General features: G+C 71.5%; 14 protein-coding genes and 3 pseudogenes. 7 read left to right on the forward strand and 10 right to left on the reverse strand.

What is annotated here, in order from left to right; all coding sequences use genetic code 11:
- Nucleotides 1–76 precede the first annotated feature (76 nt).
- Together ABD993_RS19165 and ABD993_RS36805 are read left to right on the forward strand one after the other, a co-directional pair.
- Nucleotides 77–397, forward strand: a pseudogene (locus tag ABD993_RS19165) (fumarylacetoacetate hydrolase family protein); the annotation flags it as partial.
- 630 nt (nucleotides 398–1,027) lie between these two features.
- Nucleotides 1,028–1,438 (forward strand): annotated as a pseudogene (locus tag ABD993_RS36805) (IS110 family transposase); the annotation flags it as partial.
- A gap of 61 nt (nucleotides 1,439–1,499) precedes the next feature.
- Here the strand turns inward: ABD993_RS36805 and ABD993_RS19180 are convergent.
- The 3 genes and pseudogenes from ABD993_RS19180 to ABD993_RS19185 form a co-directional block, all read right to left on the reverse strand.
- Nucleotides 1,500–1,940, reverse strand: coding sequence for a hypothetical protein (locus ABD993_RS19180; protein WP_345420052.1), 441 nt, complete (start codon nucleotides 1,938–1,940; stop codon nucleotides 1,500–1,502).
- A 109-nt stretch (nucleotides 1,941–2,049) separates the two neighbouring features.
- Nucleotides 2,050–2,370 (reverse strand): annotated as a pseudogene (locus ABD993_RS36810) (MFS transporter); the annotation flags it as partial.
- A 41-nt stretch (nucleotides 2,371–2,411) separates the two neighbouring features.
- Complete coding sequence (locus ABD993_RS19185; RefSeq protein WP_345420055.1) at nucleotides 2,412–2,609, reverse strand: hypothetical protein; 198 nt, start codon at nucleotides 2,607–2,609, stop codon at nucleotides 2,412–2,414.
- 425 nt (nucleotides 2,610–3,034) lie between these two features.
- Between ABD993_RS19185 and ABD993_RS19190 the strand changes: the two genes are divergently transcribed.
- Nucleotides 3,035–3,634, forward strand: coding sequence for a TetR/AcrR family transcriptional regulator (locus ABD993_RS19190; protein WP_345420058.1), 600 nt, complete (start codon nucleotides 3,035–3,037; stop codon nucleotides 3,632–3,634).
- Nucleotides 3,635–3,736: 102 nt separating this feature from the next.
- Here ABD993_RS19190 and ABD993_RS19195 read toward each other — a convergent pair whose 3' ends face one another.
- From ABD993_RS19195 to ABD993_RS19215, 5 genes are read right to left on the reverse strand one after another with little or no spacing between them, the layout of a single operon-like run.
- Nucleotides 3,737–4,270: a type II 3-dehydroquinate dehydratase gene (locus tag ABD993_RS19195; RefSeq protein ID WP_345420061.1), complete on the reverse strand. Its 534-nt coding sequence runs from the start codon at nucleotides 4,268–4,270 to the stop codon at nucleotides 3,737–3,739.
- Nucleotides 4,267–5,223, reverse strand: coding sequence for a beta/alpha barrel domain-containing protein (locus tag ABD993_RS19200; protein WP_345420064.1), 957 nt, complete (start codon nucleotides 5,221–5,223; stop codon nucleotides 4,267–4,269). Before ABD993_RS19200 ends, ABD993_RS19195 begins: the two co-directional genes overlap by 4 nt.
- Nucleotides 5,220–6,896: an AMP-binding protein gene (locus ABD993_RS19205; protein ID WP_345420067.1), complete on the reverse strand. Its 1,677-nt coding sequence runs from the start codon at nucleotides 6,894–6,896 to the stop codon at nucleotides 5,220–5,222. Before ABD993_RS19205 ends, ABD993_RS19200 begins: the two co-directional genes overlap by 4 nt.
- A 3-nt stretch (nucleotides 6,897–6,899) precedes the next feature.
- Nucleotides 6,900–7,925, reverse strand: coding sequence for an LLM class flavin-dependent oxidoreductase (locus ABD993_RS19210; protein WP_345420070.1), 1,026 nt, complete (start codon nucleotides 7,923–7,925; stop codon nucleotides 6,900–6,902).
- A gap of 47 nt (nucleotides 7,926–7,972) precedes the next feature.
- Nucleotides 7,973–8,989 carry an Ldh family oxidoreductase gene (locus ABD993_RS19215; protein ID WP_345420073.1) on the reverse strand — a complete coding sequence of 339 codons (1,017 nt, stop codon included), beginning with the start codon at nucleotides 8,987–8,989 and terminating at the stop codon, nucleotides 7,973–7,975.
- A 42-nt stretch (nucleotides 8,990–9,031) separates the two neighbouring features.
- On the opposite strand from ABD993_RS19215, the gene ABD993_RS19220 reads away from it, so the two are divergent.
- Complete coding sequence (locus ABD993_RS19220; protein ID WP_345420076.1) at nucleotides 9,032–9,499, forward strand: MarR family winged helix-turn-helix transcriptional regulator; 468 nt, start codon at nucleotides 9,032–9,034, stop codon at nucleotides 9,497–9,499.
- Nucleotides 9,500–9,502: 3 nt separating this feature from the next.
- On the opposite strand, the gene ABD993_RS19225 is transcribed toward ABD993_RS19220, so the two are convergent.
- Nucleotides 9,503–10,816, reverse strand: a complete 1,314-nt coding sequence (locus tag ABD993_RS19225; RefSeq protein WP_345420079.1) for an MFS transporter — start codon at nucleotides 10,814–10,816, stop codon at nucleotides 9,503–9,505.
- A gap of 167 nt (nucleotides 10,817–10,983) precedes the next feature.
- Between ABD993_RS19225 and ABD993_RS19230 the strand changes: the two genes are divergently transcribed.
- Nucleotides 10,984–11,481 (forward strand): nuclear transport factor 2 family protein, encoded by a 498-nt coding sequence (locus tag ABD993_RS19230; RefSeq protein ID WP_345420082.1) that lies wholly within the window; start codon nucleotides 10,984–10,986, stop codon nucleotides 11,479–11,481.
- 47 nt (nucleotides 11,482–11,528) lie between these two features.
- Here ABD993_RS19230 and ABD993_RS19235 read toward each other — a convergent pair whose 3' ends face one another.
- Nucleotides 11,529–12,296, reverse strand: a complete 768-nt coding sequence (locus ABD993_RS19235; protein WP_345420085.1) for an IclR family transcriptional regulator — start codon at nucleotides 12,294–12,296, stop codon at nucleotides 11,529–11,531.
- A gap of 100 nt (nucleotides 12,297–12,396) precedes the next feature.
- Here ABD993_RS19235 and ABD993_RS19240 point away from each other — a divergent pair, with 100 nt between their 5' ends.
- On the forward strand, nucleotides 12,397–13,146 hold the full coding sequence (locus ABD993_RS19240; protein ID WP_345420088.1) for a CoA transferase subunit A: 750 nt from the start codon (nucleotides 12,397–12,399) through the stop codon (nucleotides 13,144–13,146).
- Nucleotides 13,143–13,787, forward strand: coding sequence for a CoA transferase subunit B (locus ABD993_RS19245; RefSeq protein ID WP_345420091.1), 645 nt, complete (start codon nucleotides 13,143–13,145; stop codon nucleotides 13,785–13,787). Before ABD993_RS19240 ends, ABD993_RS19245 begins: the two co-directional genes overlap by 4 nt.
- The last annotated feature ends 65 nt before the right edge of the window (nucleotides 13,788–13,852 follow it).

The following is a 13,852-nucleotide window of genomic DNA, read 5'->3' on the forward strand; positions in this document are numbered from 1 at the left end:
GGCCTTCCCCTCTCAACTCGCCACGCCGTGTACCAACCTCATGGCCGAGTACAGCTAGACCTTCGCCGACACCACGCCCGTCGGGCCGTGGCTCACCACCGAACTCGGGGCCGCCCCGGACCTCGACCTGAGCAGCATGGTCGACGGCGCGGAGGTCCGGCGCGCCCGCACGGGCGACCTGGTCTTCGGACCGGCAGAGCTGCTGGCCTACATCTCGATGATCGTCCCCCTCGAGCCCGGTGACCTCATCGCAACGGGCACCCCCGGCGGGGTCGGCCATGCCCGGGAGCCCATGCGGTACCTCACCGCGGGCAGTGTCCTGACCACGCGCATCGACGGTCTGGGCGAGTGCGCCAACACCTGCCGTGCCGAGAAGGTCACCGGAGCAGGCCCGTGACGACTGTGCTGTCGGCGATGGAGATCCGTACGCGGCACCGGCACTGGGTCGAGCTGGGTCCGCGGGCGTCCCGGCCCGGGCCGAGGCACCCGCAGCGAGTCCAGGACCGGGATGAACAGCGGTGAGTCCCCTCGATGACCCGCGGTGACCAGCGCGGCGAGCTGGCCGCGACTCTGTTCGCAGGCCAGGTGGATCTTCGTGGTCCAGCCGCCGCGGGAACGGCCCAGGCCGTGGTCGGCCGGTTCGTCGCCGGGCGGCTCGGCCTGCTCCTGCGGACGGCGTCGGGCTCCGGCGGCGTGCTGGTGGGCGCGGTTGATCGTGGAGTCGACCGAGACGTCCCAGCTGTCGCGGGATCGCGAATTCTGGCTGTGAGACTGCGTGGGCCGGTCCGGAGCGGCCGTGATGGGCTGGCAGCGAGACGGTGAGCGTGACCCGAAATCCGACTGGTCCCGATGCCTTCAAGAGGGACCTGTCCGTTCACCGTTCTCCCTGCCGGCCCGGCCGGGAGCAGCCGGCCTGATCAGGAGCTTGACCGCCAGTAGCAGCTGGCGTGTCCCGTCACAGTCATGCCGAGTCTCCCGAACCGGACGGGAGCTTGCGTCCGTCCGGTCGAAGGAGAACGCGTTGCCCATGCTCGCAGAACTCGTCGAGGTCGTCATCGGCGTCGACACTCATGAGGACACCCACACCGCCGCCATCGTCGCCGCGAACACCGGGGCGGTTCTCGCCCAGGCGACGGCGTGCGCGGACCCCGACGGATACGCCGAACTGCTCGAGCCGGCCACCGGACACGGCGAGGTGCGGGCGTGGGCGATGGAGGGCTCGGGCGGTTATGGCGCCGGGCTGGCGGAGCATCTCGGCGGGGCGGGCGAACTCGTGATTGAGCTCGACCGCCCCGCCCCGCCCTGTCCGACCCGGCGGGCGGGGGCGAAGTCCGACCCGATCGACGCGGTGCGGGCGGCTCGAGATGCGTTGGCCCGCGCCCATCTCGCCCAGCCGCGCACAGGGGCAGACCGAGCAGCGCTGCAGATCCTGCTCACCACGCGCCAGGCAGCAGTTCAGGCCGCGACCGACGGACAGCGCCAGCTCCACGCGCTGGTCGTCACCTCCGGAGCAGCTGCCGAGCTCCTACGCAGGGGAAACCCGCGGCCTCCAGGCCCAGGCCGAGCGGGGCGACACCGCGGGGGAGCAGGCCGGTCAGGCGGTGGAGGGTCAGTGGGCCGAAGAGGAAGCCGACACCCGGCGGGAGGATGTCCAAACCGGTCTGGAAGGGACTCCGGCCTGCCGCCTGCTGGTAGGTCGAGAAGGCGAGGAAGAACGCCGCGATCGAGTAGAACAGCAGCAACGCCACGAGCCCGCCGCGAACCCCTGCAGCGGTGATCGGGACCGGGGTGACCAGCGGCCGCACCCGCAGGGCGGGGCCGTCGGGGCCGTCGAGGGCGTCCTGTGCGAGGCGGTGCTGGCGGCGCCAGAACCCGACCAGCGTCACCGCATCGGCGGCGAGGACGACCCAGCACCGCCAGCCGAGGGACTCCGCCTCCACTAGCTAGCGGAACCACGATCCCGGCGAGGCCGATGAACAGCAGGACCGCGCCGGTGACATCGAGCAGCTCGGTGCGTTCCGGCCGCGGCGCGCGGAGCACCAGGCTCCCCGCGACCGCGACCGCCGCGAAGGGCAGGTTGGTCAGGAAGATGGTGCGCCAGCCGAGGCCGAACTCGTCGGCGGCGACCAGCAGCCCTCCCAGGGACTGACCGAGCACGGCGGCGAGGCCGAACACGGCGCCGTGGAAGCCGAGGGCGATGCTCTGCTGCCGCCAGGTGAGACTGGCCCGGATCAGCGCCAGCGACTGCGGCGCCATCAACGCCGCAGTGATGCCCTGCAGGATGCGGCCCACGACGAGCACGGCGGGTGCGGGCGCGATGCCGCACAGGAGAGATGCCAACGCGAACCCGATCAAGCCGACGAGGAACACGCGCCGGCGACCGTAGAGGTCGCCGACCCGACCGCCCAGGATCAGGGTGACGGCATAGGTGCGGCGTAGGCGGCCACGACCTGCCGGCCCAGCAGGTCCCCACCGCCGAGCTCGTCCTGGATGGACGGGCTGGCGAGGTTGACGATGAAGAAGTCCAGTGGGGCCAGCAGCGTGCCCACCAGCAGGGTGGCGACCCCGAGCCAGGTGCGCCCCGTCGAGCCGCACTCGTCGCCGTTCACGTCGCCGTCTCCGCCGTGACGAGCGAGGACGTGGTCGTGTCCGGCGCGCTGCGGACCATGGTGGCGGCCACAGTCATGTTCATCGTGATGCTTCCGTCGTCTCAGTCGCAGGCGATTCCGCCGCGAGTCGATCGGTCTCAGCCGTGAGGTCGCAGTCGTCATGCTCTTCCTGCGGGTGGCCACGGCTGAACTTCGGCCCAGACGCGCAGGGTGGACCGCCGGACCGGGAGGGTGCGCCGCACCCACCCCTCCGCGACGATCGCTCCTACGCCCGGCGAAGAGCGGTGCCGTCGGCGAGGAACCGCTCGTCGGCGCGCCGGTCGGTGGTGGCACCGGCCCGCCACGGCGACCGACGTTGCCGGCCGGGCCTGCCCCTGTCCCACCGCCACTCAGAGAATGAACGTTCTGTTCGCTAAGGTGGAGGTGTGGAACGTAACGTCGGTGTTCGGCCGTCCGAGGCGCGGTCACGGCTCCTCGGCACTGCGAGTCGGATCTTCTACGCCGAGGGCCTGCACACCGTGCCGGTCGACCGGATCCTGGCGGAGGCCGAGACGACCCGGGCGACGTTCTACCGGCACTTCCCGGGCAAGGAGGACCTGGTGGTCGCCTACCTGGAGGAGGCCGACCGTCGTCTTCGGGAGCGGTTCGAGGAGACGCGGGCGCGTTCCGGGTCGGCGGATGAGGCGCTGCGTGCCGTCGCGGCGGACATCGCCCAGGACATCCGGACCCCCGGGTTCCGCGGCTGCGCGTTCCTCAACGCCGCGGCCGAGTACCCGGACCCGACGCACCCCGTGCACCGCCGCGTCCTCCTGCATCGGGAGTGGTTCCTGGCCGCGGTCTCGGACCTCTTCGGGCAGGTGGGGGACAAGCCGGCCGAGCCCGCGGGACGGCATTTCGTGATGCTCCGCGACGGGGCGATGGTGGCGGGCTGTCTCGCCGACCCGGTGGCCGTCTGCAGGACCTTCACCGACGGTGTGGAGGGGCTCCTGTGGTCCCGTTCCGTTCCGGGGGCTCCTCGCGGCTGAGCCGCGGCTCTTCCGGGTCCCCGTCGACGTCCGGCTCGAAGGCTACGACGGCGCCGATCTCCTCGCCGAGGGGTCGGACGTTCTCCTCTGCCGACGGGGGACCTACTCCGACTTCGCGCCGAGGAAGGTCTCGTCGTCCAGGGCCAGCACCAGGGACAGCAGCGCCCCCGGGTAGCTGTACTCGCGCATGCCCATGAACTGCCCGGTGACGTACGGCGTGAAGGTGGACTCACCCGGGCCGTAGACCGGGCCGCGGGCCGTCGCCGCCGACGCCCTGATGTTCGCGAAGTGCACCTCGACCACTGGCTTCCCGGTGTCGTACAGCGCGAACGGCACCGACTGGCTGGTTGTGGTCAGTCCGGCGGGGTTGACGAGGTAGCCGTCGACCCGGTCGCTCGACTCGTGGATGTACTCGAGGATGTCGCCCTCGTGGTTCGACAGGAACCGTTCGATCGCCACGCCGAGCCGGGCGCCCCAATCCTCGGCGAACCGCCCGAGGCGCTCGGCGGAGACGTTCGGGCCGTACATCCGCTGGTTCCGGCGGGCGAGGTTGGAGACGTTCGGCCCGTCGATCACGGCGATGGTGTAGCGCCGGTCGCCGGTGCGGAGTCCGTCGATGGCGGAGGGGTCGGTCATCGTGCACGCTCGCTCTCGTGTGTCGGGTTCTTCCAGTCGAAGGCCAGTCCGGCGGGTGCCGGGGCCGATCGCGGCACGGGTCCGACGTGCCGGACGAACCCCAGGCCGGGCACGCCGGCGTCCGCCAGCCAGTTGGCCGTGTCGACGAGGGCGGCCAGGTCGAGGCCGGTGTCGTGGCCCGCGAGGTCGAGGGCCTGTACGGCGTCCTCGGTGCAGACGCCACCGCCCCGCTGGCCCGGCATCGCCGGATGGCCGCCGCTCCCGGCGAGGGAGACGTCGATGGTGCCGACGCCGAGCTCGGCGAGGACGAGGACGTTCGCCACGCCGAGGCCCCGGTTGTCGTGGACCTGGACCGTCAGCGACTCCAGGGGCACGTGCTGGGCGGCGGTGGCGAGCAGCTCGCGGATCTGGGGTGGGGCGGCGTAGCCGAAGGAGTCGGCGAGCACCCAGTCCGTGACCCCGATGTCGACGAGCCGCCGGGCGATCGGCTCGAGCTCCGCCGGGCCGCGGGCGGGGCCGGTGGGGCCGCCCCACGCGAAGATCACGTAGGTGCCGAGGGCGATCCCCAGATCCACCGCGACGCGGGCGAGGCGTTCCAGCTCGACGAGGGACTGCTCGGTGCTGCGCCCGATGTTGGCTCGGGCGAAGTCCTCGTCCGCCGAGAGCAGGAAGGCTGCGGAGTCGGCGCCCGCGGCCGCCGCGGCACGCAGGCCGCGCTCGTTGCCGATGCAGCAACCCAGGGTCAGCCCGGGTACCGCGCGCAGCGCGGCGAACACCTCGGCGGCGTCGGCCAGGGCCGGGATCAGGTCCGGGCGCACGAACGAGGACAGCTCGAAGTCCCGGATCCCGGCGCGGACGAGCCGCTGGACCAGCTCGATCTTCAGCTCGGTCGGGACCCGATGTGCCTGGAAGGTGAGGCGGGGGGCGATCTCCCGCAGGCGCACCGCGGTCATCGCTGCCGGGTGGGGGTCAGGCCCGCGGCCTCGGCGTCCCAGGTGTCGTCGGTCAGCCCGGTGTCCCGCAGTGCCGCCTTGCGGATCTTGCCGGTGGGCGTGGCGGGGAACCGTTCGACGATCCGGTAGTAGCGGGGCACCATGAAGTGCGGCAGGGACCGGTCGCTGTGCGCGAAGAGGTCCTTCAGGTCCAGCTCGACGCCCTCGGCGACCTGCACGACGGCCATCACCTCCTGCTCGCCGAGATCGGAGGCGACGCCGACCGCGGCGGCCCCGGCCACGGCGGGATGGTCCAGCAGGACGGCCTCGACCTCCTGGGAGGACACGTTCTCGCCGCGGCGACGCAGAGCGTCCTTCTTCCGGTCGACGAAGTAGAAGTAGCCGTCGTCGTCGGCGAAACCGAGGTCGCCGGTGTGCCACCAGAGGTCGCGCGAGGTCTCCACGGTGGCCTCGGGCCGGCGGTGGTAGCCGGAGAACATGACGTGGGGGACGCGGGGCCGGTACACGATCTCGCCGACCTGCCCGGGCGGCACCGGGAAGCCGAGGTCGTCGTGGACCTCGAGGAGGGTCGTGGCGGACGGGACGCCCATCGAGCCGACCTTGCGCCGCGCGATCGGGTTCCACGCGATCGTCTTGATCTCGGTGAGGCCGTAGCCCTCCACGACGTGCACGCCGAAGCGGTCCTCGGTGGCGGTGAGCACCGGGGGAGGGGCGGGCGCGGCGAAGACCTTGCGGGCCGGATGGTCCCGGTCGCGGTCCGACGGCGGCTGGGCGAGCAGCATGGGCAGGACCGAACCGAGTGCGTTGAACTGCGTGACCTCGTGGCGGCGGATCTCCTCCCAGAACCGGCTCGCGCTGAACCGGCGGCCGAGTACCACGGTGGCGCCTGCGGCGACCGCGTGCAGCGAGATGTTGATCTTCGCGGCACCGTGGAAGAGCGGCAGACAGGTGTAGAGGCGCTCGTCGGCCGTCGTCTCCATGGCGACGGCGAACTCGTGCGCGGCGACCACGGGCATCAGCGCCGGGTAGATCGCGCCCTTGCTGCGGCCGGTGGTCCCCGACGTCAGCATGATCCCGACGGGCTCGTCGATGCCGACGTCGGGGAACGTCCGACCGGGGTCGCCGCGGGCGATCATGGTGTGCCAGCTGAGGATCTCGACGCGCGGCGGCGACGCCCACGCCGGGACGGCGTCGGTGCCGATGGTCCGGTCCGCAGGCTCCCCGTCGGTGCCGATGGTCCGGTCCGCAGGCTCCCCCTCCGGCAGCAGGACGACGGTGCGAAGCGCGTGCGGCCGCTCCGGCAGTGCGAGGACCAGGTCGAACAGGTCGGGCTCGGTGATCAGGACCTGCACGTCCGTGTGGCCGAGCGCGTGGTCGAGGAAGGTGGCCTTGTAGGCGGTGTTGATCGGGACCTCGACCAGCCCCGCCCTGGCGATCCCGAAGAAGGCCATGAGGGTCTCCGTGCGGTTGGGCAGCAACACGCCGACCGATGTGCCGGGGGCGAGCCCGAGGCCGAGGAGGCCGCGGGCCACCGCGGACGCCGCCGCGTCGAGCTCGGCGTAGCTGAGCTGGTCGTCCTCGAACACCAGAGCGGGTTTGTCGGGAGTGTGGGACGCGCGGTCGGCGAGCAGTCCGCCGACGGTGCCGCCACCCAGCGACTTCAGGTCGAGCACGGTCTACAGCTCCTTCTTGGCGCGCAGCAGGAAGTCCTCCAGTGCAGGATCCCAGCCCGCCTCCGCCCCGGTCGTCACGAGGAAGGTCCCGACGCCCAGGTCGTGGTACGTGCCGAGGGTGTCCAGGACCTGCTCCTCGGTCCCGACCAGGGCCTGGGAGTTGGCGAACCCGCCCAGCAGCCTGGTCAGGCCGGTCCAGAAGCAGGTGTCGTGGAGCTCCTCCTCGGTGAGCGCCAGCGCGCGCCTGCGACCCACGGAGCTGTCGGTGGCCGAGGAGCGCAGGAAGGCGTGACCACCCTGGGCGTCGGCGATCTGCTGCTCGACGGCGCGGGCCTTGGCCCAGGCGTCGTCCTCGCTGTCCCCGAGGAACAACCGCAGGCTCAACGAGAACTCCATCGGCCGCGCGTAGCCATCCGCGGCGGCGCGGACCCGTGCGATGCGCTCTCGGGTCCCGGCGAACGGCTCGCCCCAGAGCATGTAGAGGTCGGCGTGGCGGGCACCGAAGTCGACGGCGGCGTCGCTCTCCCCGCCCATGAAGATCGGGACCTGCCCCTGGACCGGGCGGGTGAGGATCTTGACGCTCTCCGCGCTGTAGAACCGGCCCTCGTGGTCGAACGACGACGGTTCGGTCCAGGTCCGGCGGACGAGATCGAGGTAGTCGATCGCCCGCTCGTAGCGCTCCGACTTGGGGGTGGCGTCGCCCTCACGGTGCAGGTCCTTGTCCGAGCCCCCGACCACCACGTTGATCGCCAGCCGCCCGCGGGCCAGGACGTCCAGGGTGGCGAAGTACCGGGCCGCGGCCGTCGGGGCCATCACCCCGGGGCGGTGGGCGACGATCGGCGAGAACTTCTCGGTCATCCCCAGGATGTACGGCGCGGTCGCATGGTTGTGCGGCCAGATCGACGAGTACCCCACGAGCACCCGGTCGATCGCCTCCGACGCGTCGAGCTCACGGACGCGCTCGACCAGTCGGGTCGGATCCTCCTCGCCCGGTTCGAGTGGCTGGAGCCCCGTGAAGAAGTCGACCATGACATGCCTTCCTGTAGCAGAATGCTGAGACTATATAAGCATGCTGTCTATTCGGCCACTGCGATCCGCCGCAGGGTGTTCACCACGGGGGTCGTGACCGTGATCGATCCGCGCCGGAGCGTCTCCGCCCGCAGGGCCGCCGAGCGGTCGAAGGGGACCCGGACCGCGGTCCCGCCGTCGACGGGACGGGTGGCGCGGACGGAGTCGGCGAAGGCCGCGGCGCGGGCGCGGAAGTCCGCCGCGTCACCGAGGGTGGCCGGGTCGACGACCACGGCCAGGAAGCCGCAGTCGGAGACGCCCCGGGGGGCCGCCGACGCGCCCGCGAGCATGCCGAGGAGATGTACGACGAGGGCGAGCCCGGAGCCCTTGTGTCCGCCCCACACGGCGAAGGCGCCCTGCAGGGCGGCGGAGGGATCGGTGGTCGGGTGGCCCGCGGGATCGAAGGCTCTCCCCTCGGGGAGCGGCTCGCCGAGCCGGCCCGCGAGGGTGACCTCGGCGTAGGTGATGGACGAGGTGCCGATGTCCCAGATGACCGGGCCGTCGGCGGTCGGGAAGCCGAACGCGATGGGGTTGGTGCTGAACCGGGCCTCGGTGCCTCCGTGCGGCGCGACGACGGGGGGACCGCTGCCCGCGATCATGCCGACGAACCCGGCGTCGACGACGCGCTCGAGGTAGTAGGAGAACATCCCCGTGTACCAGGTCCGGCGGGCGCCGACGACGGCCATGCCCTGGCTGCCGGTCTTCTCCAGGCCGATCCCGATCGCGCGGGACGCGACGAGGTAGCCGACCTGGTCACCACCGTCCAGGGCTGCCGACACCGGTGTCTCCCGCTCGACCCGGACCGGCTGCGGCGGCTCGCTGGCCCGCAGTCGTTCGATGATCGACACCGCGCGGGCCAAACCGGCGTAGGACAGTCCGCGGAGCTCGCAGTCCATCAGGTGGTCGGCGATGACCACGGCCTCCTCCGAGGAGTAGCCCGCGGCGAGCAGTGCGTCGGTGACGACGCGGAGGGCCTCGTCCAGGGTGAGGTCGACCGTCGGGGCGGAGGTGGTCGAGCCGGGCATGTCAGAACCTCCAGGTGTAAGGATGCTGTCTAAGCTTGGGGTGTGGACACAGCTGCGGGCCAGCCGGACTACCTCACGGATGCGGTCACCCGCCTGGAGCGCGCGGTGGCGAACATCGGGGCGATGCGGCTCAAGCCGTGGCGGATGACCTTGTCCGGCTACGCCGCGCTCAAGATCCTCGAGCGGCAGCCCAACCTGTCGCTGGCGCAGCTGTCGCGACGCTGCTTCGTCAAGCCCCAGACGATGACCAGGATCGTCGCGGAGCTCGAACGCAGGGGATGGGTGGACCGGAGCCCGCACCCGGAGAGCGAACGGGCCATGTCGCTGGCCCTGACCGCGGCCGGGCGGGCCGGCCTCACCGAGATGGCCGCCGAGGTCGACAAGATCGAGTCGACCCTCGGCGGCATGCTCGAGCCCGGCCAGTTCCCCGAGCTCGTCGCCACCCTGCGGCGGTGCGCCGTCGCGGTCGAGACCGAGATCAAGGACGCCCGCCGCACGGGTCGCACCTGACCGTCAGGCGGGCTCGGGAGCGACCCGCTCGCCGGTCCGGGGGGCCCGGGGCGCCGGCACGGTCGGCAGCGCGAGCGCGGTCAGGCCGCTCAGCACGGCGGACCCGATGAGGACGAAGGCGCCGGCGCGGTTGTCCCCGGTCGTCTGGACCAGCCACTGGGTCACGTACAGGACGGTGCCACCGAACAGCGCGACCGAGATGTTGAAGGCCAACGACACGCCGATGCCGCGGGCATGGACCGGGAACATCTCGATGTAGGTGATCGGGGCGATGCCGGTGTAGAAGGAGGGGGCAGCAGCCAGCAGCACCGCGAAGATGCCGAGCACCCATGGGTTCGTCGAGGATGTCAGCCCGGCCATCAATGGGTACGAGGCGACGATGATCACCGCGGTCGCGACGAGCAGGGCGGGACGGCGTCCGATCCGGTCCGACACGCATCCCCCGGCGAGCACGAGCCCGATCCCGATCGCCAGCGCGCAGCCGATCACGACGGTCGCCGTCACGAGGGAGAACCTCAGCTGGATGATCAGGTTCTGGACGTAGGTGAAGGCCAGGTAGAAGCCCACGGCATGCGTGGCCGCCACACCGACGAGCAGCACGCCGCGCCACAGCGTGCGGTCGACCGCGGGCATGTCCTTCGCGAGCTCCTTGACCTCCTCGAACTCCGGCGTCTCGCCCAGCCGGTTCCGCAGATAGAGCCCGATGGCGCCCAACGGCAGCGCCAGCAGGAACGGCACTCGCCAGCCCCATGCCTGCATGGCCTCCGGTCCGAGTCCCAGGCTCAGGGCCACCACGATGACGGCGCCGAGGAGCAGGCCGGCGAGGCTGCCCATCTGGACCCGGCTTGCCATCTCGCCCTTGCGGTTCTCGGGGGCGAACTCGGCGGCGTAGATGATCGCGGTGCCGTACTCCCCACCCGCCGCGAGCCCCTGTCCCACGCGCAGGATGACGAGGAGGATCGGTGCGCCGATCCCGATCGTCTCCGCGGTGGGCAGCAGGCCGATCAGCGTGCTGACGACGGCCATGCCGATCAGAGTGATCACCAGGGTGGGTTTGCGGCCGATGCGGTCGGCCAGCGAGCCCAGGAGCAGGGCACCGAGGGGGCGGATCAGGAATGCAGCGGCGAACACCGCGAACGTCGAGAGCAACGCGGCTCCCGGCGTCGAGCCGGGGAAGAAGTTCTTCGCCAGCACGGTGGCCACCAGGCCGTACACCGCGTAGTCGTAGTTCTCCACGGTATTGCCGATCGCGGCGGCCAGTGTGGTGCGCCGCACGGTGCTGGCACGGGCGCGTTCCGCTGTGGACGGTGCCGACATGGCGACCTCTCCTTCGAGGCGATGAGGCAGGTGACGGGTGCAGCTGCACGGTCGTCGGGACGCTAATCGAGCACTCCAGGGAATGCAAGCATGCTTGCTATGTCTTCGGTAGCTCAACTAATCTGCCGGTGCGCCGATGGTGGCGCAGCTGAAGGGAGAACGACTCGATGACAGCCTCTCCGCCGATCTCGACGAGCCCGGTGCAGGCCGGCGACATGGCCGACCGCCTCGCAGTGCGGGACGTCCTCGAGCGATACACCCACGCGATGGACCGCCGGGACGAGACGCTCATGCGGAGCTGTTTCACCCCGGATGCGGACCTGTCCTACTTCGGAGGACTGCGTCGCTTCTCGGGTAGCGAGTTCGCGGAGACGTTCGTGTCCTCCCTCGAGCCCTTCGGCTTCATCGATCACAGCATTAGCAGCCTGCGGATCACGGTGGACGGCGATACCGCTGCGGTGGATGTGCATCTCTGCGCCACGATGGCACTCAAGGACAGGCCGGTGGTGGTGGTCCGGTGGGTCCGAGTGACGGACGAACTCGTCCGCAGGCCGTCCGGATGGAGGATCGCGAAGCGTCGGCACGTGCCGCAGCTGCAGTACGAGTCACCGAGGACGGCGATCGACTTCCCGGGCATCGGAGGGAAGGACCCGCGCGAGTCGTAGCGCACCGATTCCGGCGGGGCCGCGCGGCCACGCCCGAGGACGGTCGCTTACGGCATGCGCTTGCCGAGCAGGTGAGCGCGGTCGAGGAGGAGTCTGCCCAGGCTCGGCAGCCGGGCGTCGGTGAAGCGGGACCGGACGCCGGTGAGGCTGAGGGCACAGCGGGGGCGCCCCGCCGAGTCGAAGACCGCGGCCGCGACGCCCCAGCTGCCCTCGACGACGAGCCCCGGGTTGACGGCGTAGCCGTGTTCGCGGGTCGCGGCGACCCGCGCCCGCAGCGCGCGTCGTGAGTGGCTGCGTCCCCAGCGCGTCGTGAGGTCGGCGGTGGCGAGGTAGTCGTCGGCCTCGCTCGTCGGGAGGTGGGAGAGGATCGCGAGACCGGCCGAGGCGACGCCGAGCGGGAACCGGATGCCCTCGTGCAGGACGTGCGAGCGGAGGGGGAAGCTGCCCTCGACCTCGGAGAGGCAGACGGTCTCGCGGCCGCGCAGGGCGGAGAGGTAGGCGCTCTCGCCCGTCTGCTCGGCGAGGTCGGCGAGGATGTCGTGGGCGTGGTCGGTGACGTCGTACCGGGCGGCCGCCACGGACCCGAGCAGGAACAGCTCGGGACCGAGCTGCCACCTGCCGGTCCGGTCGTCGCGGTCGACGAGTCCCTCGTCGGCGAGGTCGGTCAGCAGCCGGTGCGCGGTGGGGCGGGTCAACCCGGCTCGCCGCGCAACGGCCGAGGTGGTGGCACCGTCGCCGTCCGTGGTGCTGAGCGCGCGCAGCACCGCCCCGATCTTCGCGACGACGGTGGGGGCGGGGGAGACGGCGGCGTCCACCGGAGCATCATATGTCCGCTCACCGGACCTCAGAGACCACAATCGTCCGCTCAGCGGACAGAGTGTGGCCCACCCTTCGCGCCGACTGTCGACTGCGGGCATGGAGCGGAATGGACCGGTGAAGCCGTCGGGCGTCCGACGGGAGAAGGACGCGCGGGAGGCGTTGGCGTGCCTGCTGCGCGACGGATCGACGATCGCGGTCGGCGGGTTCGGGCTCTGCGGCGTCCCCGCGGACCTGATCGAGGTCGTCCGGGACTCGGGGGTGCGCGATCTGGTCATCGTGTCGAACAACATGGGTGTGGACGGCAAGGCGCTCGGGCTGCTGCTCGAGAACCGGCAGGTGCGCAAGGTGATCGCCTCGTACGTGGGGGAGAACAGACTGTTCGCACGCCAGTACCTCGACGGCGAGCTCGAGGTCGAGTTCACCCCGCAGGGCAGCCTGGCGGAGCGGCTGCGCGCAGGCGGCGCAGGCATCCCCGCCTTCTACACCCGGACCGGGGTGGGGACACAGGTCGCCGAGGGCAAGCCGACGGCCGACTTCGACGGACGCACCTACGTGCTGGAACGCGGCATCGTCGCGGATCTCGCACTGGTGCACGCGCACACCGCGGACGCCTTCGGCAACCTCACCTACCGCTACACGGCGCGCAACTTCAACCCGGTCGTCGCGACGGCGGGACGGGTGACCGTCGCCGAGGTCGAGCACCTGTCCGACCAGCCGATCCATCCGGACCTCGTGGTGACGCCGGGTGTGTTCGTCGACCGGCTGGTGGTCGCCCGCGAGCGTGAGAAGGACATCGAGCAGCGCACCGTCCGCGAGCGGCCGCAGCACCAGGAGGTCTCGGTATGAGCTGGTCCCGCGACGAGATGGCCGCCCTCGCCGCACGCGAGCTGCGCGACGGCGACTACGTCAACCTCGGCATCGGCATCCCGACGAAGGTCGCCAACCACATCCCGCCCGGTGTGCACGTCACCCTGCACTCCGAGAACGGGCTGCTCGGCACGGGGCCGTTCCCCTACATCGGGGAGGAGGACGCCGACCTGATCAACGCGGGCAAGCAGACGGTCACGGCGCTGCCGGGGGCCAGTTGCTTCGACTCCGCGGAGTCCTTCGCCATGATCAGGGGCGGGCACATCGACATCGCCGTCCTCGGGGCCCTGCAGGTCTCCGCCCGCGGGGACCTCGCCAACTGGGCGGTCCCCGGTGCGATGGTCAAGGGGATGGGCGGGGCGATGGACTTGGTCGCGGGAACCCGCCGCATCGTCGTGCTGACCGATCACGTGGCCAAGGACGGCAGTCCGAAGATCGTCGAGAGGTGCACGCTGCCGCTCACCGGGCTCGGCGTCGTCGACCGGATCATCACCGACCGCGCCATCCTCGACGTCACGGAGTCCGGCCTCCGGCTCGTCGAGCTCGCCCCCGGTACCACCCTCGACGACCTCGCGGCGATCACCGGCGCCCCGCTGCTCCCGCCGGTGGCGACACGGTGAGTCCGACCGGTCTCCGCCGCGCGGGACGGGCGGCCGGGTCGGCAGCGCCGGTGCCGCCGACCCAC

Source organism: Pseudonocardia xishanensis (assembly GCF_039541715.1).
GTDB classification, from domain to species: Bacteria; Actinomycetota; Actinomycetes; order Mycobacteriales; family Pseudonocardiaceae; genus Pseudonocardia; species Pseudonocardia xishanensis.

Excerpts from the sequence above, each read along its gene's own strand:
- ABD993_RS19215 (WP_345420073.1), bottom strand. The coding sequence starts at position 8,989 with ATGCCCGGCTCGACCACCTCCGCCCCGACGGTCGACCTCACCCTGGAC.
- ABD993_RS19200 (WP_345420064.1), bottom strand. The coding sequence starts at position 5,223 with ATGACCGCGGTGCGCCTGCGGGAGATCGCCCCCCGCCTCACCTTCCAG.
- ABD993_RS19225 (WP_345420079.1), bottom strand. The coding sequence starts at position 10,816 with ATGTCGGCACCGTCCACAGCGGAACGCGCCCGTGCCAGCACCGTGCGG.
- ABD993_RS19240 (WP_345420088.1), top strand. The coding sequence starts at position 12,397 with ATGGAGCGGAATGGACCGGTGAAGCCGTCGGGCGTCCGACGGGAGAAG.
- ABD993_RS19230 (WP_345420082.1), top strand. The coding sequence starts at position 10,984 with ATGACAGCCTCTCCGCCGATCTCGACGAGCCCGGTGCAGGCCGGCGAC.
- ABD993_RS19245 (WP_345420091.1), top strand. The coding sequence starts at position 13,143 with ATGAGCTGGTCCCGCGACGAGATGGCCGCCCTCGCCGCACGCGAGCTG.
- ABD993_RS19210 (WP_345420070.1), bottom strand. The coding sequence starts at position 7,925 with ATGGTCGACTTCTTCACGGGGCTCCAGCCACTCGAACCGGGCGAGGAG.
- ABD993_RS19195 (WP_345420061.1), bottom strand. The coding sequence starts at position 4,270 with ATGACCGACCCCTCCGCCATCGACGGACTCCGCACCGGCGACCGGCGC.